This is a genomic window from Biostraticola tofi, from assembly GCF_004343195.1.
GTDB lineage: Bacteria > Pseudomonadota > Gammaproteobacteria > Enterobacterales > Enterobacteriaceae > Biostraticola > Biostraticola tofi.
In genome coordinates, this window is the sequence record NZ_SMCR01000002.1 from 266,260 (window position 1) to 287,972 (window position 21,713).

Sequence of the window (21,713 nt, forward strand, 5' to 3'; positions counted from 1 at the left end):
CCGATGACATTATTGAAACAATATTGGGCGCTAGCACTCTCATTGCTGTTCGGCCTTGTCTATCTGATACCGCTGAATGGCCGGGATTTATGGCAGCCGGATGAAACACGGTATGCCGAAATAAGCCGGGAAATGCTTGAGCGCTCGGACTGGCTGGTGCCTCATCTGCTGGGCGTACGCTACTTTGAAAAACCGGTCGCCGGCTATTGGTTTAACAACATCAGCCAATGGATCTTCGGCGATAACAATTTCGCGGTGCGTTTTGGTTCGGTATTCAGCACCGCTTTGGCAGCGGTGCTGGTCTTTACGCTGGCCATGCTGATGTGGCGTAACCGTCGCACGGCCATGCTGGCGTCGCTGATCTTTCTGTCAATGCTGCTGGTGTTCGGTGTCGGTACCTACAGCGTGCTGGATCCGATGGTAAGCCTTTGGCTGGTCGCCGCCATGGCCAGCTACTACCTGTCAGTGCGCGCTTGTGGCATCCGGGGGCGCGTGACGGCTTTCTTGCTGCTGGGCCTGGCCTGCGGCATGGGTTTCATGACCAAGGGATTTTTGGCGCTGGCGGTGCCGGTCATCGCGGTATTACCGGCAGCGATTCTGCAAGGGCGTTTTCGGCAGTTGCTGATTTATGGCCCGCTGGCGGTGATGTCGGCGCTGATGATTTCACTCCCGTGGATCGTGTCGATCCATCGGCTGGAGCCGGATTACTGGCATTATTTTTTCTGGGTCGAACATATTCAGCGTTTTGCTGATGAAGACGCCCAGCATAAGCAACCTTTCTGGTATTACCTGCCGGTACTGCTGCTAGGCTGTATGCCTTGGCTAGCCTTGTTGCCCGGGGCGCTGTGGTCGGGCTGGTGCAATCGCCGGCACGCTCCCGAATTGCTTTATCTGCTCTGCTGGGTGGTCATGCCGCTGCTGTTTTTCAGTGTCGCCAAGGGCAAACTACTGACCTACATTCTGCCTTGCATGGCGCCGCTGGCGCTGCTGATGGCCGCTTATGCGCAACGTTGCCAGGCTGTCGGGCATTGGCGGGTGTTTCGTACCAACGCGGTCATCAATGTTGCTTTTGGTTTGATCTGTCTCGCCGCGCTGATTGTGCTGAATACCGGCATGGTGAAGGATGTGGTTGAAGTTCGCGGGGCGACCTTCGCCGCCGGTGCGGCTTCATTCGTCGGCTGGGTGCTGTTTGGGCTTATCGCCTGGCGCGAAAAGTCACGCTGCTGGACCTGGGCTGCGGCTTGCCCGGTTGCGCTCAGCCTGCTGGTGGGGCAGGCGATTCCCCAACAGGTGATTGACTCCAAGCAACCGCAATCCTTTATCGCCGATCACCGCGAAATGCTAAGCCAGAGTCATCAGGTGCTGAGCAACAGCGTAGGCGTGGCGACGGCACTTGCCTGGGAGCTCAAGCGAACTGACGTGCTGATGTATCGGCAAACCGGGGAGCTGCAATATGGCTTGTCTTATCCTGATGCCCAGGGACGTTTTATCTCCGACAGCGAGTTTATGCCATGGCTTGCCGAGGCGCGTAAAAAGGGCAATGTCTCTCTGGTGCTGCTGCTGGCCCGCGATCAGCGTATCCCTTGCGATCTCCGGGCCGCAGATAAGATTTACTGGAATTATCGCTCAGTCCTGGTCTGGTATCGTCAATTGCCATGACGGGCTATGTATTGCTGGTGCTGGTGAGCCTGTTGACCTGTGCGGGCCAGCTTTGCCAAAAGCAAGCGGCTGAAAGCTGGCGGGTATGGCCGGGCACAAAAAAGGTGCTGCGCTGGCTGGCAGCCGCCTTGGTGCTGCTGGCGAGTGCTATGGTGTTGTGGTTGGCGGTGCTGCAGCGTCTGCCGATAAGCATTGCCTATCCCCTGTTAAGCCTCAACTTTGTACTGATAACCCTGTGTGCCAAGTGGTTTTTTGGCGAGACGACAACCTGGCGACACTGGGCAGGGGTAGGGACAATAATCTCAGGCATACTTTTGATGTGCTGGCCTGATTGAACGGTTATGGCTGGGGTTTATTCAGCGCGTTTCTGGTGACGCTGGCGCAACTGATGATGAAATGGGGCATGTCCCAACTGCCCTTACTGTCTGTCTCCATGATTGCACCCGCGCTGTTGCCGCAGTATCCATTGCCGCTATTGGCGGTATTGGCCGGCAGCGTCGCTTATCTGGTATCGATGGGATGCTGGTTTATGGCTTTACGCTGTCTTCCGCTCAATCGCGCCTACTCCCTGGTCAGTCTCAGCTATGTGCTGGTTTATCTGACGGCTATTTTGCTACCGATGTTTAATGAGCACGCCACCCTGTTGAAATCGATGGGCGCCATGCTCATCGTGGTGGGAATTATGCTTATCAATCCGGGCGGCAACAGGGATTGATCGGTAGCCTCTCAGCCACAGCGTGCCTAGCACATCCCGAATACAGCCTATCCGTCCATGAATGCAGTTATTGCATGCTGTTCGCTAGCTTGGCGTTTTTGCTAAAGTAAGTGGCAAACTGCAAACTGCAAGCGGCGAGAACAGAACCTATGCGTGCTTTTGACGAGATGAGAGCCGGAAGACCTTACTTTATCAACGATGAAGAACTGTGCCAGATCCGCTTCGCTACCCGCGACCGGGTAGACCAGTTTAATGCCCTGAACGCCAGGGATACGGCTGCCAAGCGTCAACTGATCAACTCGATTTTTGCCGATGTCGGCGAAGATGTTCATTTTGAAAAAGGACTGCGGGTTGATTATGGCCGCAACACCCGCATTGGCAGTAATGTGTTTATCAACTTCAATTTCGTGCTGCTGGACTGCGCGCCGGTACAGATTGGCAGCAATGTGTTTATCGGCCCGGACGTGCAGATCTATACCGCTATTCATCCGCTGGATCCACGCGAGCGTAACCTGCATCTGGGCAGTGCCCTGCCGATTACCATTGGCAATAATGTCTGGATAGGTGGCGGGGCGATAATTCTGCCGGGCGTTACTGTGGGTGATGGCACGACCATCGGCGCCGGCAGCGTCGTTAGCCGGTCGATTCCGGCTGATTCTGTCGCCTGCGGCAATCCCTGCCGCGTCATCAAGTCAGTGCCCCATATGGGCCAGTAGAGAAGTGCTGATAAACCGATAAGTTGAATGCTGATAAATAAGCAACAGAAGTTCGTGACACCCCACCGATACCGGCTCGTCCAGTCGGGGTAGTTATTTTGCGCCTGAAAAAAATGAACCTCACTGTAATAAAAAATCCATCTTCGCAGAGTAAAACGTTTCTGGCTTATAAAGCCCTCGGGCAAAGACATTTTATTCTTTCGGGATTGATAACAAATGAAGACAAACACACTGGCAATGATCGCCGCCGCGCTGGCGTTCTGTTCGGCGGCCCAAGCCGCTGAAGTCTACAATAAAGATGGCAATAAAGTTGATTTTTACGGTCGCGCTAAAGGCATGCATTATTTCAGTGACAATGACGGCAGTGATGGCGACAAAACGTATGTCCGTATTGGTTTTAAAGGACAGGCGCAAATCAATGACCAGGTGACCGGTTTTGGCCAGTGGGAATATCAGTTTAATGCCAGTAATTCGGAAGGCAGCGATGCCAATAATGGTAATAAAACCCGTTTGGGATTTGCCGGGCTGAAATTTGGCGATCTGGGTTCATTTGACTATGGCCGTAACTTCGGCGTGCTTTACGATGTCCATGCCCTGACCGATATGTTCCCTGAATTTGGCGGTGACGGTACTGCTCGGGCCGACAACTTCATGACTCAGCGCACCACTGGCGTGGCCACCTACCGCAACAGCGACTTTTTCGGCCTGGTAGACGGCCTGAAGTTTGCGCTGCAGTATCAGGGCAAAAACGATGCCGATTCAGCCAATTCCCGCGCCGATGTATCCCGCCAGAATGGCGATGGTTATGGGGGTTCTATCAGTTATGCTCTGGGCGATAGCGGCTTGAGCATCAATGGTGCCTATACCAGTTCGGATCGTACCAACGCGCAGGTTGCCCGAGCCTATGGTACCGGCGACAAAGCCGAAGCCTGGGGAACGGGTATCAAGTACGATGACAACAATCTCTATCTTGCCGCTATTTATACTCAGACGCGTAATATGACACCGATAAGCGGTACTTCGAATGCTACCGGGACGGCGGTCAGCGGGGCGGCCAATAAAGTGCAGAACATTGAACTGATTGCTCAATATCAGTTTGATTTCGGCCTGCGTCCTTCCATCGGTTATGTGCAGACCAAAGGAAAAGATATCGAAAACGGTATCGGTGACGTAGATCTGGTGAAATATATAGATCTAGCCGCGACGTATTATTTCAATAAAAACATGAGCACGTTTGTTGACTATAAAATCAACCGACTGAGTGATGACAATAAACTGTCGCTGAACGATGATGATGTAGTCGCTGTCGGTCTGGTTTATCAGTTCTGATGTAGCGTGATAAAACCAACCCAGATGTAGCGCTATAGCTCGCATCAAAAAAAATAAATCAAAAAGGCTGAATTGAATCAGCCTTTTTGACTATAGAAAAGGTATTCAGTGACAGTAATCTGCAATCTAACCGCCGAATTATTGATTTTATTGCACCCTTGGCTAAAAAATACCAGTGCACGCCAGGACAATTATCCCTGGCCTGGCTACTGGCGCGGTATGAACAAATGGTACCTATTCCCGGTACCAAGCATTGCCGCTCTACTGGTTTAACCGCAGGGCGAACCCGGCATTCAATGATAAGTGCGAATCGGTGTTCCGCGGTTTGCCGGTGAGCCTGAAACGACTACCTGAACCGGATGATTCTCTGTTGACCCTGGCTAATGTCGCCCGCGGCAAGGGAATGGCGCTGATGCCTGAGTCCATGTGCGTATCGATGCATCAGGGTTTGTGTTATCGCCCCCTGGATGCGGCCAGCGCCAAAAAACTGAATATCGATGTCTATATCGGCGTACGCAAAGAAGACCATCGGCCGCAGGTCATGGCAGCGCTTGAAAAGATGCTGGCCAATGGCCGCTGAGGTTTCGGCCGAAGGGCTGACATAGAGTATGCATCAGCCCTTAATCGGCAAGGGCGGTTATTCGCCGACCCGTTTAACTTCACCGACCAGCAGCAAGTAGGACAGCGCGCCCACCAGCGCCACGGCAGCAATATAAATCAATGCCGGTGCAAACCCGTAATCCTGGGCCAGGTAACCGACCACCAGCGGCACAGTAATACCGCCCAGCCCACCGATAAAGTTGAAAACACCGCCGGTCAAGCCAATCAGCCGCAGCGGGGCCAGGGAGGACACCAGTGACCAGGTGATCGATGCAAAGCCGTTACCGAAGAACGCCAGCGCCATCAGGATCATGATCCACATCGGATCATTGGTATAGTTTGCCCCCATAATGCAGGTTGACAGTAGCAGACCGAAAATGATCGGCGTTTTACGGGCAAACCCCAGTGATTTACCGGCACGGACCATGCGGTCGGCGAAATAGCCCGACAAGATGACGCCGAAGAAGGCTGCCAGGAAAGGCACAGTGGTCATGAAGCCGGCGGTCAGGGCGCTGATATTCTTTTCCTGAGTCAGGTAGTTAGGGAACCAGGTCAGGAAAAACCACAGCGTTGAAGTAACGGCAAACTGCCCCAGATAAACGCCGACCAGTTTACGATTGAATACCAGTTTCCAATCGGCTTTGGTCATGGCTACACGGTTTTTCTTTTCTTGCGGTGCATCGCCATCGACCATCCCGCCGCCGTTGGAAATGTACTCCAGTTCAGCCTGGTTGATACCGCGGCTTTTCCGTGGCGGCTGATAGACGACGTACCAGATCAATGCCCAGACAATGCCGATAGCGCCGGTGAGAATAAATACCCAGTGCCAACTGAGGACTTCCTGCACCCAAATCAGCAGCGGCGTCAGAAATGCCAGGCCGACAAACTGGCCTGAGGTAAACATGCCGACCGCTGAAGCGCGTTCATGTTCCGGGAACCAACTGGTGACCATCCGGTTATTGGTCGGGAAGGCCGGCGCCTCAAACAGACCGGTGACGGCGCGAAGACCGATAAGCGAAGCCAGACCGGTAGCAAAGCCCTGTCCCAAGGTGGCAATTGACCAGCCGAGGATAGCGATAAAATAGGTCAGTTTGGAACCGACGCGGTCCAGAAACCAACCCCCTGGAATCTGGCATAGGGTATAAGTCCAGGCGAAAGCCGAAAAAATATAACCCATCTGCGCTTTGCTGATGCCAAACTCTTCCTGGATATGGGCAGACGCCACCGCCAGGTTAGCACGATCGACATAGCAAATAACCACGGTGATGAAAATCATCAATAGCGTGACATAACGTCTTTTAGTTGGGCGAGTGGAATGGGCCGTGTCCATATTATCTACCTACCTGCAGCTGATTTTTTTGTAAGAAAAGTAGCGGCTTAATGATAAGTCGCTACTAATATGGGATAACGCAATAAGGATAATGTCTTTATTTCTCTGCTTGGCGCAGCAGTAAAAAGCGTATTACCATTCAGCTACGGAACCGTCGGGATAACGCCATACCGGATTGCGCCAGTCAGCGGTATTTTTACTGCGTTCTATAACCAATTCTTCATTTATTTCCACACCCAGGCCTGGCTTATTCAACGGATAGAAATAACCATCGTTCATGGTGAAATCTTCTTTATTGACGACATAATCCAATAACTCGGCGCCTTTATTGTAATGAATGCCCATGCTTTGCTCTTGCAGCACAGCATTGTAGGAGGCGAAGTCAACATGCAAACAGGAGGCCAGCGCGATAGGACCCAGCGGGCAATGCGGCGCCAGGGTGACGTCATAAGCTTCGGCCATGGACGCTATTTTCATGCACTCGGTGATGCCGCCGGCATGAGACAGGTCGGGCTGTGCAATCGACAGGCCGCCATTGGCCAGCACGCGTTTGAAATCGAAGCGAGAGAACATACGCTCTCCGGCCGCGATAGGAATCGATGTCTGGGCTGCCAGGCGTGGGTAATATTCCGCCTGCTCAGCCAGTACCGGTTCTTCGATAAACAGCGGACGGTAAGGCTCCAGCTCCTTGATAAGCACTTTGGCCATCGGGGCATTGACGCGGCCATGGAAGTCCAGGCCGAACTCGATATCGTAGCCCATCGCTTCACGAACCTGGGCCGCTACCGCGACGGCGGCATCCACTTTACGCGAGTTGTCCAGTAGACCCATCTCCTCGCAGCCGTTAAGCTTGAACGTATCAAAACCGATAGCGGCCAGTTTTTTCATGCCGTCGATAACGTCTGCCGGACGGTCACCGCCCACCCAGCTATAGGCCTTGATACGGTCGCGAACCAGGCCGCCCAGCAGTTGATACACCGGTACGCCCAGCGCTTTGCCTTTGATATCCCACAATGCCTGATCGATACCGGCAATCGCGCTCATCAGTATCGGGCCGCCACGGTAGAAACCGGCCCGATACAAGGTCTGCCAGATGTCGTTGATGCGGGCCGGATCTTTGCCAATCACATATTCGCCAAGCTCGTGTACCGCGGCTTCGACGCTCTTTGCCCGGCCTTCTATTACCGGTTCGCCCCAACCGACAATGCCTTCGTCAGTCTCAATCTTTAAAAACATCCAACGCGGCGGCAGCCGGTAGGTAGTGAGTTTGGTTACTTTCATAATTAGGTTCCTTTAACGACTTGGTCAAACCTTGGCAGCCTGGCTACGTTGCCAGGTTCTGGGGCGCGATTACGCTGCGGCGCTACGCCAGGCAGATGCTGGAGGTTATCGTAGCACTATTTAAAATTATTGTACTACAATCCAGATCACACTTTAGGACATTGGCGGGATTTTGGTCATCGGCAGGGGAGACATCTGCGGCTTTCATCGGCCGAGAGCATGGGCTGATTAAATCGGGCCAGCGTCGCTGCCATAACGACCAATGCCCTGCTTACGACTGAGATCACGTCATTGAGGGCGAAAGAGCGGGCATTTTTTTCCTGTTTGGGGATAATGGGAACATTCTGAAACGTTATTTTATTTTTGTTAAGGATGACGGCGTGAAAAACCAGGACAGTCTGTTTACCCATAAAAAATTTGTTTTGCTGGGCGCGGCATTGTGCTGCCTGCTGTGGGGCAGCGCTTATCCGGCGATTAAAAACGGCTATGACATATTTGAAATTGCCGCCGATGATTTGCCTGGCAAAATCGTCTTCGCCGGCTACCGTTTTATTTTTGCCGGCCTGCTGCTGCTGATATTTGCCCTGCTGCAGGGCAAGCCGATTTGCCGTTTGTCCGGCCGCCAGTTTACTCAATTAAGCGTGTTGGGCCTGACCCAGACGGCGCTGCAATATATCTTTTTTTATATCGGCCTGGCATTTACCACGGGTGTTAAAGGGTCGATTATGAATGCCACCGGCACCTTTTTCAGCGTATTGCTGGCGCATTTTATTTACCAGAATGACAGACTGAGTATTAATAAAGTGCTGGGCTGCGTGCTTGGCTTTGCCGGTGTCATGGTGGTGAATGTGAACAGCGCATCGCTGGATTTCAGCTTTACCTGGCTTGGGGAAGGATTTGTCGTCTTGGCCGCCTTTATCGTTTCAGCCGCTTCCCTTTATGGCAAGCGTATTTCTCAGACGGTAGACCCGACTATCATGACCGGCTGGCAGTTGGGCATCGGCGGCGTTGCGTTAACAATAGGCGGGTGGCTGACCGGGGGAACGTTGACATTTCACTCCTGGGAGTCAGCAGCAATTTTGAGCTATCTGGCGCTGCTGTCTTCTGTTGCCTTTGCTTTGTGGAGTCTGCTGCTCAAATTCAACCGGGTAGGAATGATAGCGCCGTTTAATTTCCTGATCCCGGTCTCGGGGGCGGTGCTGTCGGCGATTTTCCTGCAGGAAAGCATTCTGGAATGGCGTTACTTGATAGCACTTCTACTGGTGTGTGTCGGCATCTGGCGGGTGAACGTGTCCCGCTGAATAGGTTAAAACGTCTGGTCATTGAACCGATCGGTTAATGTGGACTGAGCAGACGCAAGGCTAACTATTGTTTAAAACAGTTATTCAGAACTGCTGGATCAACATATCCAGGAAGGCGCGTACGGCCGGGTTGGTGCGACGGTTCTCAGGCCAAATGGCGGTGATGTTGTGTCGGTCCACGGCATAATCGGACAGAATCGGCATCAACTCCTGGCGCCGGACCCAGGGAGCAGCCATGAAACTTGTGGCCATTCCGATGCCAGCACCCCCAGCAACCGCCGCCAGGACAGCTTCGCTTGCATCAGCAATGATGTGAGATGATGGCAATATCTCAATCTCCTTATCCCCTAATTGGAACGGCCAGCGAAACGCCTGGCCAGTGCTTTGATAGCGCAGATTGACCGTTTGGTGTCTTATCAGTTCATCCGGATGCCCAGGAGTGCCGTGCATGGTCAGATAATCTGGCGAAGCATAACAGCAAAGCCTGTAGGGTGAGAGCCGACGCGACAGGAGGGATGAATCCGGCAGATCGCCGATTCGCACTGCAATATCAATACTCTCTTCAACCAGGCCGACCCTTTGGTCGCTCAGCCGCAAGTCAATCATCACCTTTGGATGGAGCTTACGAAATTGCGCGATGGCTGGGGCGATCATATGCACGCCGATCGGCAGTGAGGCTGCAATGCGTAATATGCCTGCGGGTTCGGCTCGGGCAGCTTTCGCCGCCTGACCAATATCCTCGGCGTCGCGCAGCAGCCGCAGCACGCGTTCATGAATATCGCGGCCTTCAGCGGTGAAGGTCAGCGAGCGTGTGGTGCGGGTGAAAAGTGAAACGCCAAGATGCCGCTCCAGCCGTTGAATGCTTTTGCTGACCGCTGAGGGGGAGATAGACAGCGAACGGGCGGCGGCGGTATAGCTGCCCATCGAGCCAGCGCGGGCGAATGCGATCAACCCGTTCAGTCTATCGAAACCTATTTGTTCCTTCATGGCACTATTAAAGCGAAATACAGACCCATTATCAACCTTGCATAACCGGCATAGTCTGTGGTCAACAGACTTTTCTGACAACGAGGTGATGATGACCCAGATGATGAAAGCAGTACAATTGCATGAATTCGGTGGCCCGGAGGTTCTGCATTACCAAGACATCCCCCGACCCATCGCAGAAGCCGGCGAAGTACTGGTTCGCGTACATGCCGCGAGTATCAACCCACCGGACCTCTATCTGCGTGACGGCTATCGGGCGCTGCCGCCTGTATGGCAGCCAAGTCCAGTCTTTCCATTGATCCTGGGAACCGACATTTCAGGTGAGGTTGCCGCCATTGGCGATGAGGTTGCCGGGTTCAATGTCGGAGACGCGGTCTATGCGATGGTGCGTTTCCCCCAGGATTTGATGAAGGGCAGCGGTGCCTATGCCGAATATGTCCGCGTCCCTGCCCACGAGCTGGCGTTGAAACCTCAGGGTATAGATCATGTCCAGGCAGCCGGAGCGCCGATGTCGCTGCTGACTGCCTGGCAATTTTTGATCGATCCCGGCCATGATGAACCTAACCCCTTTCAGTCATTCCAACATGAACCCGTCCCGCTTGACGGCAAAACAATATTGGTCAATGGCGCCGGCGGCGGCGTGGGACATCTGGCGGTTCAGATCGCCAAGTGGAAAGGCGCGCACGTGATCGCGGTTGCCTCCGGCAAACACGAAGCACTGCTGGGTAATCTCGGGGCGGATGAATTTATCGATTACACCAAGGCGTCGGCCGAAACGGTCGCACAGGATATCGATCTGGTGATTGATGCTGTCGGCGGCCGGCATATGGCGCGTTTTCTGAGCGTCATCAAACGGGGTGGCTCACTGTTCCTGGTTAACCCCCTGGGCTTTACGGGACACACTGCAGCCGCCAGCCGCGGCATCAGTGTGTCATCGGCACAGGTGCGATCCAGCGGTAGGCAACTGGCTCAGGCCGGTCACCTGCTCGACAACGGCATTATCCGGGTTGTCGTTGACAGCACCTATCCGCTGGCCGACGCATCGGCCGCGCATCAGCGCGCTTCCCGGGGCAGTATCCAGGGCAAGATCGTGCTTAACAACCTCTGATGGGTTCCCCGATAAGATGTTCTTCCTTAATGCGACATCGTACTTCTCGTCGGGGAACGGCCTTGAACCTTATTGAGCCTGCGCCAGCTTGATGACCCATAGCTCGTTAAGCGATTCCGGCTCTGCCAGCGGCTGCAGACCGATGCGCGTCGGGGTGGCCTTGCCGTCCAGCAGCAGATGACCCTGGCCATCGACCTGATAATCTTTGACTTTCTTCGCCTTAGCCGCCGGATTTTCCAGCATGGCTTCCAGGCCGAAATCATTGTCATTGACAACCGCGATGGTACGGTTATCAATCAGCGCCAGCCCCTCGGCTTTTTCCTGCCGCCAGCCCAGGCTGCGCAGATCCACGGCTAATTGTTTCTTGGCCAGGTGGATACCGCGACGTTGCAGGCTGGCGGCATCATCAAATTCGGCCGGCCGCTCTTTATCGAATTCAGTCAGATCGGTGGCCTGGGTCAGGTCTACGCGGTATATCCGATTACGCATGGTCTTATTCTTATCGCCGCCCTGTTCAATCAACAGCAGACGGTGGTTATCCAGCGCAACGATATCGCCGATTTTAGCGTCGCCGGTTTTTTTATACACGTCGGCATCAATCGGATAGGCGTACATGGCCGTTTTACCGGTGGCGGGGTCAAAGCTCACCAGGCGGGTAAACAGCGCAGTGCCTTTGGTCTTTCCTTCAATATCCAGCGTACTTTGCACCGCGGCGATGATCCTGCCGTCCGGCATGCGCGTCAGTCCCTCAAAACCACGGTTGGCCTGGCGCCATTTGATGATATTGGGCAGGCCACCCGCCACACTCTGTTCCCCTTGCGCCGCCTCGGGACCGTGCTGCTCCAGAATTTTGCCGTTAGCATCAATGCGAATGATAAAAGGGCCGTATTCATCACACAGCCAATAGCCGCCGTTACCGTCCGGCGTAATGCCTTCGGTATCCAGGCCGCGTTTGTCGCCGGTCAGCGTTTTCAGAGTATCGTCCAACGCCAGTTCGTTGGTGGCGCCGATAAATCCTTCCGGCAGCGGCAGACCATTGATCGGACCTTGGTTATCGTGCAGTGGGCGGGCATCGATGGCCACCGCCTTGTCGCCCGAAACGCGAAGGGTCATCAACAGCGGCGTAAACGTCGGACTGGCGAATATTTTGGACTCTCGCTTGCCGGCTTTGGGCGAATCAGCGTTAGGGCCGCGGTCGGTGACGGTGGCAAATATCAGGTCATTGCCTTCTTTGCGCACAAACTGCAGGCCAGATCCTACGCCGACCGGCAGGCCATGGGGAAACGCGCTGGACCAGGCGCCGGAGTAAGGGACTCTGGATCCCTCAGGAAATGTCACCACATACCGGCTGACTTCGGGTTCGGCGCCATGGGCGATCAGGGGAAGGCAGCAGCTCAGCGCCAAAGCAAGGCGTTTGATTTTCATTGTTATATATCCGTTTTTGTCAGGTGTCAGATCTATATAGCAATCAGATGACAGCAACATGACAGCGCTACTTCAACTGGACGGTCAATGCCTCGATACCATCAAACCGCCTTGGCATTGAGGAAGGGGCGCTGTTTGATAAGCCAGACAATGAACAACGAAATGATGACAGAGACAGCCAATAGCGCAGACAAGGTGAATTCAAAAGCGTGCTGATATATCGCCGTTACGGAAAGCGGGATTGTGCCAATGGCATTACCGTCAGCATGGCCGGACATGATGTCGGCTATAAATCGACGCTCGGCAGTCTGGTTAGTGAAGTGCAATTCAGGATAGCCGTTGACTGCCTTGGCTATGCCTGATGCAAGTAAGGAACCATATACCGCAACGGCAATGGCTTCACTGCCCAGGCGGAAAGTATTAAGAATACCGGCGGCCTGTCCCACCTGATGCTCATCGACCAGGCTGAGCGCGATGCCATCGACCAGCCCTGCCGATAATCCCATACCGGCACCCACCAGCAGCAGGCTTATCATCATCGCCTCTAGGCCTAGATGATGATGGCTGAACGTCCATAGCAAGGTCAGACCCGCCAGCAATAGCAACAGGCTGATTTTTAGCACCCCATCAGCTGACCTCCCTTTGGCTACCCATTTCGCTGCAAGCAGCGGAAACAGCAGTACCGGACCGGTTAAGGCAAGCATAACCAGCCCCGCCTTTAACGGACTGAGACTTTCCACTGCCATCAGGAAGGTAGGAAAATAAGTGAGTAATGGGACAAAGGCAAAGCTTGCAACCACTGGGATTAATATCATTCCCAGGAAGCGTCTATTTTTTATCAAGCGCATATTGATGATAGGGTTTTGGGCGTGTCGTTCGACATAGCAAAAAACAGCCATCAGCACTGATCCGGCGATCAATAAACTTACCGTCGTTGTTGACAGCCAGCCGGCGTGTGCGCCATAGGTAATCGACAGCATCAGGCACGACAGCAACAGGATGAACAGCACCGTCCCTGTGGCATCCAGTTTTCGGGCAACGTTATTTTTGCTGTCATCGGGCAAGCCGGAGGAGATAATTAACACCAAAAACAGGGCGATAGCATGGATAAGGAATATATTTCTCCAGTCGGACATCGCCAGAACCCAACCTGAGATAGTCGGGCCGAAAGTGATGCCAAGCCCAGCCGTGGTGCCGAACAGGGCAAAGGCTTTAGTGCGTTGTTGGCCGGTGAATGCCTTGACCAGAACCGCGCTGCCGCAAGAAAAGAGGGCGGCTCCACCCATACCGGCAATGGCACGGCAGATATCGAGTATATAAATATTCGGCGCTGCCCAAGAGGCTAAAGAAGCCAGGAGATAGAGAGCGGCACCGGTTAAAAACGATCTCTTGCAGCCAAAGATATCAGCCAGACTGCCCCAGACCAGCGTAAAGCAGGCAAATGTCAGGTTAAAGGCGTTGACCGCCCATTGCAGCGTCGCCGCATCGGTATTCAGTTCAGCGCTTAACGCCGGAAGTATAATCGCCGTTCCTGAAATAGACGTGGGAACGACAAACACCGCCAGCAGAACACCAAACAAAATCATGCCCGCTGTCTGCCTCGGCTGGTTAAACTGATTTTCCATAATGCATTATCCCGCTTTTGCTGAGTTGATGTGACTCTGATCAGTCGATTGGTATCCGCCTCGGCGGCGTAGTATCATGGATACCGCACGTTAGTAAACCGTTGGTGGTTATGAATGTATCATACGTTCGATAAGTATCGAACTTGCTATACCATTGTTTTTTCTTTCACCATTGTCAATCGGTATTCATGCCGATAAACAATTGAAAAGGTTTTTCCCATGGCGCCGAACCGACCTGATACATCACGACTATTTGATATCAATAAAGTTTTTAAGGCATTGGCCGATCCGATACGTCGAAGGATCGTTGGGGAATTGCTAAGGGATAAGCGGGGATCTGAGCGACATTGCTCGACTTTCGGGCTGACCGTCACCAAGGCGACGCGATCGCACCACTTCAAGACGCTGCGGGAAGCGGGGCTGATTTCGGTGGTTGATAAAGGGAATTACGCCGTCGCGGTGCTGCGCTGGGATGAAATCGAAGCCGGGCTTCCCGGCCTGATGGAATTGCTGCAGCATACCCTTGAGCCGATAGCGGCTGAATCCGTTTAGGGGCCTGCCCGGGATAGGGCCGGCCTGAGTGGCTTAACCCTGTTATCCGCTTTGGTCAAGTAATGAACGAAATGCCGGCAAAGGCTTGGGCAATCAAAGCGCGGCTAACGGAAAGCGACCCGTCTCTGGTCGTCACCGCCCATCCGTCGGCCTCGCGTGGCATGACGCTCAATGGCCCAGCCAATATCACCTAATCGCGCCCCTGGACAAACGGACTGAATACCCTTCCACATCGCTTCATAGGCAGTACGCACCCGCTTCCTGATGCTCAGACCGACCTCGCCAACCGGATAGGTTTTACTGGAGTCGGCGATATAGCCGTTCTTTTCAAGCGTAATATCGAGATTGACGATATCTCCGGCCTGGAGCACAACAAGTTCGGCGGGAACGCCGTGGCAGACGACATCATTTATCGATGCGTTCAATACGTAACCATAACCATATTGTCCCTTGCTGGCGCGACGCGCCTGGAGGTCTTGTACAATAAATCGCTAAACCAACTGATCGATAGCCAAGGTGGACATGCCCGGTAGCGGGATGCCATCAAGCATGTCAAATACGCGTGCCGGCAGTCGACCTGAGTTAACCCGCAGGCGGCCTTCTTTTACAGGGTGAACACGGTACGCGAGCCATCAGCGAGCGACCACCCCTGTTCAACATCGCTCAAGGGAATCGCCCGCGTTGCAATATTAAACCCGCCAGGTCGGGTGGCATCAAGTACCTGGCGCATAACATCCATCAATCGGTCATTGGTTATGCTACCCAGTCCGCTACCCATCAGGGTGATGGCTTTGGAACGCAGCACGGCGGCAGGCAGTGTTATTTCCTTGCCGCCCATGGCCCCCACCTGGACAAAACGCAGCGCTACACCCGTTCCGGCACTGGCGGCGGCAGCCTTGAGCAGCAACTGTGCGCTATCGCCCCAAAGATAATCGACCACCACATCAACACCCGCGCTGAAGTGTTGGCGAAAGACCTCCTGCAGGGTCTGCTCATCGTCAGTCAGGGAAATCACAGCGTCTGCACCGATTGAGGTCAGCAGCTGAAGCGATGCCGGGTTACGGCCGGTGGCGATCACCTTCTTGGCACCCAGGAAGCGGGCGATCTGCACCGCCAGCTTGCCGGACGTTCCGGTTGCGCCATTGATTAATACTGTTTCTCCCGCTGCCAGCTGTGCGCGCGCCGTCATTGCCGCCCAGGAAGACATGGCGGGATTAACAATGGCCGCTGCGGTAATGTCATCCAGATCGTCAGGCAATAGCACACATTGCTGTTCCGCTACCAGCGTCTGTTCCGCCATACTGCCGAACGGGGCGATGGGCATAAAGAAATAGACCCGTCTTCCATCGTCAAACCGTCCGGTGCCATCCACTCCCGGCACGAACGGGTATTGCGTAGCCGAACTGTAGTGCAGCCCGGAAGCACGACTCCTGGTGAGCTGACTTAATGCGGCAGCGGTTACCGAAACCCGTTTTACCCCGGCTTGCGGCACCGGCTGTTGGAACTCCTGGTAAACCGGCGTCTGGCCTGCTTGTAACACCACTGCTGCTTTCATACTCGGCCTCTCTGTTTGAGTCGATTTGCATATATTATGCACAAATTAAGGTAATAACATCCTTTGTTTTCGCTTTGACGTCCGACTATTAACCCTGGCTCAGGCTCAGGCTCAGGCTCAGGCTCAGGCTCAGGCTCAGGCTCAGGTTCAGGTTCAGGTTCAGGTTCAGGTTCAGGCTTCGGCAGCGGCCAAGAAAGCCAGCACCATTTCCGCTTTGTGCTGCAAATGCCGACGCAAAATATCCGCCATCAAGGCACCATCACGATGGCGAAGGGCAATCAGCATTTTTTCATGATCATCGATGGCCGCCAGCCACTCGGCCTGGCTTTTACGCGCTACATGCCGCACGGCATGGGTACGTGCAGTGAGTTGCTGATACAGCGCCATCAGCGCAGGGTTATCCGCCAACTGAAAGAATCCGAGATGGATCTCGCGGTTTAACCGGGCGTAGCCAGCGTCATCCTGCTGCCGGTAACACCGGAGCATGTCATCATGCAATGATTGCAGATAACTGATATCGCCTGCTGTGACATGGGCGCAGGCCAACTCTCCGGCCAGCGCCTCCAGCGCGCCGATGATCGGGAACAACTGGCGAACCTCGTGCGGCCGAGTAACGGCAACGCGCGCGCCCCGGTGATTCAATAATTCAATCAGCCCCTCGTTGCTCAGCACCTTCAAGGCTTCACGCAACGGCGTACGGGAGACATCAAACTGCTGACACAGCGCCGACTCGTCAATTTTATCGCCCGGCAGCAACTGATGATTCAGGATCATGGTACGGATCCGTTCCGCCACCTGTTGATGGAGGCTGGTTCTGGCAACCCGTAAAGGAACAGTATTACTCATGCAAAACTCCATTGACTGTCAGTGGGCAGGTGGGGAGGAACCGACACTGTATACCCCGAGCGCGCTCAGCAGGCGTTGCCGGTGCTGCTGGCGGACCTCAGGCAATTGGTGAATATCCGGTTCTATCGCCAGCTCAAGGGCAATTTCGCCATTTTCCAATACGATAACCCGTTGAGACAGTGAAATCGCTTCATCCACGTCATGGGTCACCAGCAGCACGGCCGGCTGATGCTGCAGGCAAAGTTGTTGCAGCAAGGCCTGCATATTCAGGCGGGTCAGCGCGTCAAGTGCGCCGAACGGCTCGTCGGCCAGCAGCAGGGCGGGCTGTCGAACCAGGCATCGTGCCAGCGCAGCGCGCTGCTGTTCACCGCCTGACAAGGTGTTGGGCCAGTCATTTTCACGCCCGCCCAGCCCGACTTCCGCCAGCGCCTGCAGGCCGCGAGAGCGGCTATTGCGGGATCTTTCCCCCAGCACGATATTATCCAGCAGCCGCAGCCACGGCAGCAACCTAGAATCCTGAAACGCCACCGCACAATTCTCAGGTACCCGTAATGCTCCGCTGCCGGCTACCTGACTATCAAGATGGGCCAGCGCCTTGAGCAAGGTGCTTTTGCCAGAACCGCTGCGGCCGAGCAGCGCCACGAATTCACCAGGCTTGATAGTCAGATTGATATTGCTCAACACCTGCCGGCCGTCAAAACTGCGGGCCAGTCTTGAGATGCTGACGATCGGTTCACTTTTTTCCGGGCTCAATTGCCCAGGCTGTTGCGCCATGACAGCACTCTCCTTTCGATTGCCCGCACCGCGCCATCCGATACCAGGCCAAACAACGCGTACAGCACCAGTCCGACCATAATGATATCTGTTTGCCCATAGGCGCGGGCGCGCGTCATCAGATAGCCGATACCGGAGGTGGCATTGATTTGTTCAACCACCACTAACGATGTCCATGAATGGGCGACCGCCAACCGTAAGCCGGTAAAAAATCCAGGCATTGCACCCGGCAGGGCGACGCGGCGGATAAAGGTCCACCGGCGGAGCTTCAGGGTTTCCGCCAGCTCGATAAAGCGGGCATCAACCCCTCGCAGTGCAGCATGGGTATTGATATAAATCGGGATGAGAACGCTGAGCATAATAAGGGTGATTTTCGTGGCTTCGCCAATACCCAGCCAGATAATGAACAGCGGGATCATCGCCAGCGTGGGAATGGCGCGTTTGATTTGCATCGGCCCATCAATCAGCGATTCACCGATGCGGCTCAGCCCGGAGCATAATGCCAGTACCACGCCAATCAAGGCGCCCAGCGCCAGGGCGGTGAAAGCACGCCAGGCCGAAATCTGGATACTCGGGCCCAGCCTGCCGTCTTCTATCAGTTTCTCAAAGGTGGTTAATACCCTGGCAGGCGAGGGCAGGGTCATACTGTCCACCCAGCCGAAGCCAGAAGCCAATTGCCATAAAATCAGTAATAGCAATGGCCCCAGCGTACGCCAGGGCCAGGTTGAACGCGCCGGCGTCAGGCGCCGGACTCTGCGTGGGTCAGTCTGAGTAGCCTTACTGTGCATGAGCCGCCTGCTGGATTACCGCATCAAAACGGGAGTCAAACTCAGCCTTGGCATCGACTTTATGGTCGATACTGCCCGATTTAAGCAGCAGGTCTGCCGTATGCTGCTGGACGGCAAACAGTGCCTGGTCGATGCGCGGAAAGGCGGTAGGGCCGGCAACCCGGTTAATCAATTCACCCTCAGACTGCGTCAGCCCCTGATTCTTGACATAATAGTCGGTCACCCACTGGGCAGGATGTTGATTAGCCCATTGCCAGCCTTTAACCCAATGCGCTACAAACTCACGCAGGGCCGCCGCTTTAGCCGGGTCTTCCACCGCGCTGCGGCGGGCATAGAGATATCGCAATCCGGTCGAACCGCCGGCGGTCACCTCGGTACCCAGTACGGTGCCGCCCTTGTCTTTATACGCGTTGACATATTGTGTCAGATTGGGCTCTTTCAGCGCGGCGGCATCAACCTCATTTGAACGAACCGCATCGGTAAAGGTGCCGGTCTGCAGGGTAACCAGTTTAACCTCCGTCGGTTGCAATCCCGCCTTTTCCAGGACGCGATACAGGTAGGCTTCACGTCCGGTACCCGGTGCATTGGCAATGCGCTTGCCGCGTAAATCCGCCAGGCTGCGGATCTGGCCCTCTGGCGCGATGGCCAGCTGGTATTCACGGTCACTGTTTCGCTGGACCCCCACGATCAGTACGTCATTGCCATTAGCCTGAGCCTGAATCGGCGGGGCATCGCCGACCACGGCGACATCAACCGCGCCCGCCCGAAAGGCCTCCAGGATTTCAGGACCATCGCTGAAGTTACCAAAGTGCACTTTAGCCGATAACCGGTCTATCTGGCCGGACGCGTTGAACAGCGTCTGCAGTACTTCATCCTGATCGGCGACATTGAGTTGTGTCCCGGCCGGAACGGTTGCCGGTAACGGTTGGGTAAGGGGCAATACGGCCGCTGTGGCCGCATTGGCAGTAATAAACAGCGTCAGCGCAAGTGATGAAAAGCGTTTCATGTTATCCCTTAAGTGAAGTCAATGGAGTTGTTACAAAATGTCAAATTGAATTCAAAATTCATTTTTACGTTATCGCGGCGCAACCGGCGAGTAAACGAACGAATAGGGATAACTTTTGCTGGATTTCGGCAATGGGTGGTCAGCAGCCATTGCCTGGAGATCGTGTTAAGCGGGTATTAGAAGCCGTTTTATGGCAATTCATTTGACTTCGACCCTGTATTTATCCATTTCTGCCTTATATGCAAATAACGAAAATAGATATGACAATATATCCATTCCGACTGTGTGGGATTTTGATATAGTCCTCGGCGTTATTAATAGTTCTTATAATTAAACTTATTTCTAAGCATAAAATACCTGCGGCACTCACCCGGCGTTTTATACTCAAATAATGATAAGGGTTAGGGATTTGAACACCTCATCTGGCAGACATCACTTTCTATTTTCCAAGGTATTTGCAGCATTATTTCTCACCCTGGCTTTAACGCCGGTCCATGGGCAAGCATTGCAGGAAGGCATCACTCCGGCCACTAATCCTGCGGCCGTACCCACCGCGGCCACACAGCGAAAAGATACCCTGGTAGCCGGCATCTCCGAGCCCCAGGGGATATTCAACCCGTATTTCTTTACTAACGGCTGGGATGAGAACGTCACCAGCGTCATTTTTGCCCGCTTAATCGGCTGGGACAGTCACGGCAAGCTGGTGCCTGAATTGGCCGAGTCATGGCAGGTCAGCGACGATAATAAAACCTATACCATTACCCTGCGTCCAGGGTTGGTCTATAGCGATAATTCGCCGGTGACGGCTGCCGATATCGCGTTTACTTTAACGCTACTATATGACCCGGCCTACGACGGTGAATTTGATATCTCACTGGCCCATATCGCCGGCGGGGATGAATATAAAGCAGGCAAGGCCGACAGCATCTCGGGTATTGAGGTGCTGGACCATCGCACGGTCAGAATAACCACCACCGAACCTGGCGCCACCACCTTGCAGACCATCGGCGGGCCGATACTGTCCAAAGCCTACTATGGCAAAGGATACCAGCGCGGCAAACTGGATTATATCCGCACCCTGCACGGCAAGCCGCTGGGCAATGGTCCTTATATTTATGATAAATACATTCCGGGCCAGGAAATTCGTTTTCATGCCAACCCGCATTATTTTGCTGGCCAGCCGGCAATGGCGCGCTTTATTTATCGCGTGACCAATCCGGCCACCAATTTCCAACTGTTCCAGACCGGTGAAACGGATTATGACGGTTTTACCTCAAAACCAGATGATATCGAGCAGCTCAAGCTGCTGGAATTTGCCAATATTAATCTTTACGGCTCCAGCGATTACAGCATGGTGGCCTTCAACCATAAACGGCCGGCGCTGAAAGATGCCCGCGTGCGCCAGGCACTGATTTATGGGCTCGACCGTCAGAAATTGATCCATGTGGTGTATCAGGGCTACGGTAAAGTAGCCAATGAGCCTATCGCGCCGATTTCATGGGCTTATGATACCCAAGGCATTAATGAATATGCCTATGACCGGCAAAAGGCTGGCCAGTTGCTCGATGAGGCCGGTTGGAAAAAAGGCGCCAACGGCATTCGCGAAAAAGACGGTCATCCTCTTGAGCTGACGCTCTTGGTCACCAAGAAGCTCATCAATGATGCCCTGGTGCCGATTGCCAAAGAAAACTACCGCCAGCTCGGCATCATCCTCAAACCTGAGGTATTAGATTTCAATGCGCTGCTGGCGCGGCAAAAAAGCGGCAATTATGACTTGGCTTCTTACAGCACCAGTACCTTGAATGATCCTCATGATGGTGTGCGAGAGTTCCAAACCCGCGAAAGCAAAATCGGCTACAGCAATCCTGAGGTCGATCGGCTGGTGGCCCAGGGCAACGCCGTGCTTGATCCCGCCCAGCGGCGCCCGGTTTATCATCAGCTTTATCAGGTATTGGCGCAGGATCCGCCGGTCATTCTGCTTGGCTACCGCTATATCCTTTCGGCCAGCAGCGCCCGGGTCAACGGGTTCACACCGGACATCTACAACGGACTGGTAGGCAGCCTGCCGCGGGTCAAACTCGCCCAGTGACAGGGCGCGTCTCGTCAGAGGCTGCAA

Annotated in this window: 21 protein-coding genes; 10 read left to right on the top strand and 11 right to left on the bottom strand. The window is 54.2% G+C overall.

The annotated features are described in order from the left end of the window. Positions 1-3 precede the first annotated feature (3 nt). The 6 genes from arnT (at position 4) to EDC52_RS05405 (ending at position 4,999) form a co-directional block, all read left to right on the top strand. Positions 4-1,659: a lipid IV(A) 4-amino-4-deoxy-L-arabinosyltransferase gene (arnT, locus tag EDC52_RS05375; protein ID WP_131864314.1), complete on the top strand. Its 1,656-nt coding sequence runs from the start codon at positions 4-6 to the stop codon at positions 1,657-1,659. Further along, the gene (gene arnE / locus EDC52_RS05380) at positions 1,656-1,994 is read left to right on the top strand and encodes a 4-amino-4-deoxy-L-arabinose-phosphoundecaprenol flippase subunit ArnE (protein WP_131864315.1); all 339 of its coding nucleotides are present in this window, start codon (positions 1,656-1,658) and stop codon (positions 1,992-1,994) included. Before arnT ends, arnE begins: the two co-directional genes overlap by 4 nt. Then, on the top strand, positions 1,991-2,374 hold the full coding sequence (gene arnF, locus EDC52_RS05385; RefSeq protein WP_131864316.1) for a 4-amino-4-deoxy-L-arabinose-phosphoundecaprenol flippase subunit ArnF: 384 nt from the start codon (positions 1,991-1,993) through the stop codon (positions 2,372-2,374). Before arnE ends, arnF begins: the two co-directional genes overlap by 4 nt. 149 nt (positions 2,375-2,523) lie before the next feature. Continuing rightward, on the top strand, positions 2,524-3,090 hold the full coding sequence (locus EDC52_RS05390; protein WP_131864317.1) for a sugar O-acetyltransferase: 567 nt from the start codon (positions 2,524-2,526) through the stop codon (positions 3,088-3,090). A gap of 216 nt (positions 3,091-3,306) precedes the next feature. After that, positions 3,307-4,419 (top strand): porin OmpC, encoded by a 1,113-nt coding sequence (ompC, locus tag EDC52_RS05395; protein WP_131864318.1) that lies wholly within the window; start codon positions 3,307-3,309, stop codon positions 4,417-4,419. 331 nt (positions 4,420-4,750) lie between these two features. Next, positions 4,751-4,999 (top strand): type 2 periplasmic-binding domain-containing protein, encoded by a 249-nt coding sequence (locus EDC52_RS05405; RefSeq protein WP_165911664.1) that lies wholly within the window; start codon positions 4,751-4,753, stop codon positions 4,997-4,999. A gap of 57 nt (positions 5,000-5,056) precedes the next feature. Here the strand turns inward: EDC52_RS05405 and EDC52_RS05410 are convergent, their stop codons facing one another. Both EDC52_RS05410 and dgoD read right to left on the bottom strand, forming a co-directional pair. Then, complete coding sequence (locus EDC52_RS05410; protein ID WP_131864320.1) at positions 5,057-6,349, bottom strand: MFS transporter; 1,293 nt, start codon at positions 6,347-6,349, stop codon at positions 5,057-5,059. A gap of 132 nt (positions 6,350-6,481) precedes the next feature. Continuing rightward, the gene (gene dgoD, locus EDC52_RS05415; RefSeq protein ID WP_131864321.1) at positions 6,482-7,630 is read right to left on the bottom strand and encodes a galactonate dehydratase; all 1,149 of its coding nucleotides are present in this window, start codon (positions 7,628-7,630) and stop codon (positions 6,482-6,484) included. Positions 7,631-8,010: 380 nt separating this feature from the next. Here dgoD and EDC52_RS05420 point away from each other — a divergent pair, with 380 nt between their 5' ends. After that, positions 8,011-8,931 carry a DMT family transporter gene (locus EDC52_RS05420; RefSeq protein WP_131864322.1) on the top strand — a complete coding sequence of 307 codons (921 nt, stop codon included), beginning with the start codon at positions 8,011-8,013 and terminating at the stop codon, positions 8,929-8,931. 84 nt (positions 8,932-9,015) lie between these two features. On the opposite strand, the gene EDC52_RS05425 is transcribed toward EDC52_RS05420, so the two are convergent. Continuing rightward, entirely contained in the window at positions 9,016-9,918 is a 903-nt protein-coding gene (locus EDC52_RS05425) for a LysR family transcriptional regulator (protein ID WP_131864323.1), read from the bottom strand. Between the two features lie 91 nt (positions 9,919-10,009). On the opposite strand from EDC52_RS05425, the gene EDC52_RS05430 reads away from it, so the two are divergent. After that, positions 10,010-11,026, top strand: coding sequence for an NADP-dependent oxidoreductase (locus EDC52_RS05430; RefSeq protein ID WP_131864674.1), 1,017 nt, complete (start codon positions 10,010-10,012; stop codon positions 11,024-11,026). Between the two features lie 69 nt (positions 11,027-11,095). On the opposite strand, the gene EDC52_RS05435 is transcribed toward EDC52_RS05430, so the two are convergent. Further along, positions 11,096-12,451 carry an esterase-like activity of phytase family protein gene (locus EDC52_RS05435; protein ID WP_131864324.1) on the bottom strand — a complete coding sequence of 452 codons (1,356 nt, stop codon included), beginning with the start codon at positions 12,449-12,451 and terminating at the stop codon, positions 11,096-11,098. A gap of 101 nt (positions 12,452-12,552) precedes the next feature. Further along, complete coding sequence (locus EDC52_RS05440) at positions 12,553-14,076, bottom strand: MFS transporter (protein WP_131864325.1); 1,524 nt, start codon at positions 14,074-14,076, stop codon at positions 12,553-12,555. Positions 14,077-14,295: 219 nt separating this feature from the next. Here EDC52_RS05440 and EDC52_RS05445 point away from each other — a divergent pair, with 219 nt between their 5' ends. Beyond that, positions 14,296-14,628, top strand: coding sequence for an ArsR/SmtB family transcription factor (locus EDC52_RS05445; protein WP_131864326.1), 333 nt, complete (start codon positions 14,296-14,298; stop codon positions 14,626-14,628). Between the two features lie 104 nt (positions 14,629-14,732). On the opposite strand, the gene EDC52_RS05450 is transcribed toward EDC52_RS05445, so the two are convergent. The 6 genes from EDC52_RS05450 to EDC52_RS05475 form a co-directional block, all read right to left on the bottom strand. Further along, positions 14,733-15,113: a M24 family metallopeptidase gene (locus EDC52_RS05450; protein WP_407924204.1), complete on the bottom strand. Its 381-nt coding sequence runs from the start codon at positions 15,111-15,113 to the stop codon at positions 14,733-14,735. Between the two features lie 119 nt (positions 15,114-15,232). After that, on the bottom strand, positions 15,233-16,183 hold the full coding sequence (locus EDC52_RS05455) for a quinone oxidoreductase family protein (RefSeq protein ID WP_131864327.1): 951 nt from the start codon (positions 16,181-16,183) through the stop codon (positions 15,233-15,235). Between the two features lie 171 nt (positions 16,184-16,354). After that, positions 16,355-17,029 carry a GntR family transcriptional regulator gene (locus tag EDC52_RS05460; RefSeq protein WP_131864328.1) on the bottom strand — a complete coding sequence of 225 codons (675 nt, stop codon included), beginning with the start codon at positions 17,027-17,029 and terminating at the stop codon, positions 16,355-16,357. An 18-nt stretch (positions 17,030-17,047) separates the two neighbouring features. After that, positions 17,048-17,803: an ABC transporter ATP-binding protein gene (locus EDC52_RS05465; protein WP_131864329.1), complete on the bottom strand. Its 756-nt coding sequence runs from the start codon at positions 17,801-17,803 to the stop codon at positions 17,048-17,050. Continuing rightward, positions 17,779-18,591 (bottom strand): ABC transporter permease, encoded by an 813-nt coding sequence (locus tag EDC52_RS05470; RefSeq protein ID WP_131864330.1) that lies wholly within the window; start codon positions 18,589-18,591, stop codon positions 17,779-17,781. The genes EDC52_RS05465 and EDC52_RS05470 overlap by 25 nt, the downstream gene beginning before the upstream one ends. After that, positions 18,581-19,597 carry an ABC transporter substrate-binding protein gene (locus tag EDC52_RS05475; RefSeq protein ID WP_131864331.1) on the bottom strand — a complete coding sequence of 339 codons (1,017 nt, stop codon included), beginning with the start codon at positions 19,595-19,597 and terminating at the stop codon, positions 18,581-18,583. Before EDC52_RS05475 ends, EDC52_RS05470 begins: the two co-directional genes overlap by 11 nt. A 475-nt stretch (positions 19,598-20,072) precedes the next feature. On the opposite strand from EDC52_RS05475, the gene EDC52_RS05480 reads away from it, so the two are divergent. After that, positions 20,073-21,686 (top strand): ABC transporter substrate-binding protein, encoded by a 1,614-nt coding sequence (locus tag EDC52_RS05480; protein ID WP_230467974.1) that lies wholly within the window; start codon positions 20,073-20,075, stop codon positions 21,684-21,686. The last annotated feature ends 27 nt before the right edge of the window (positions 21,687-21,713 follow it).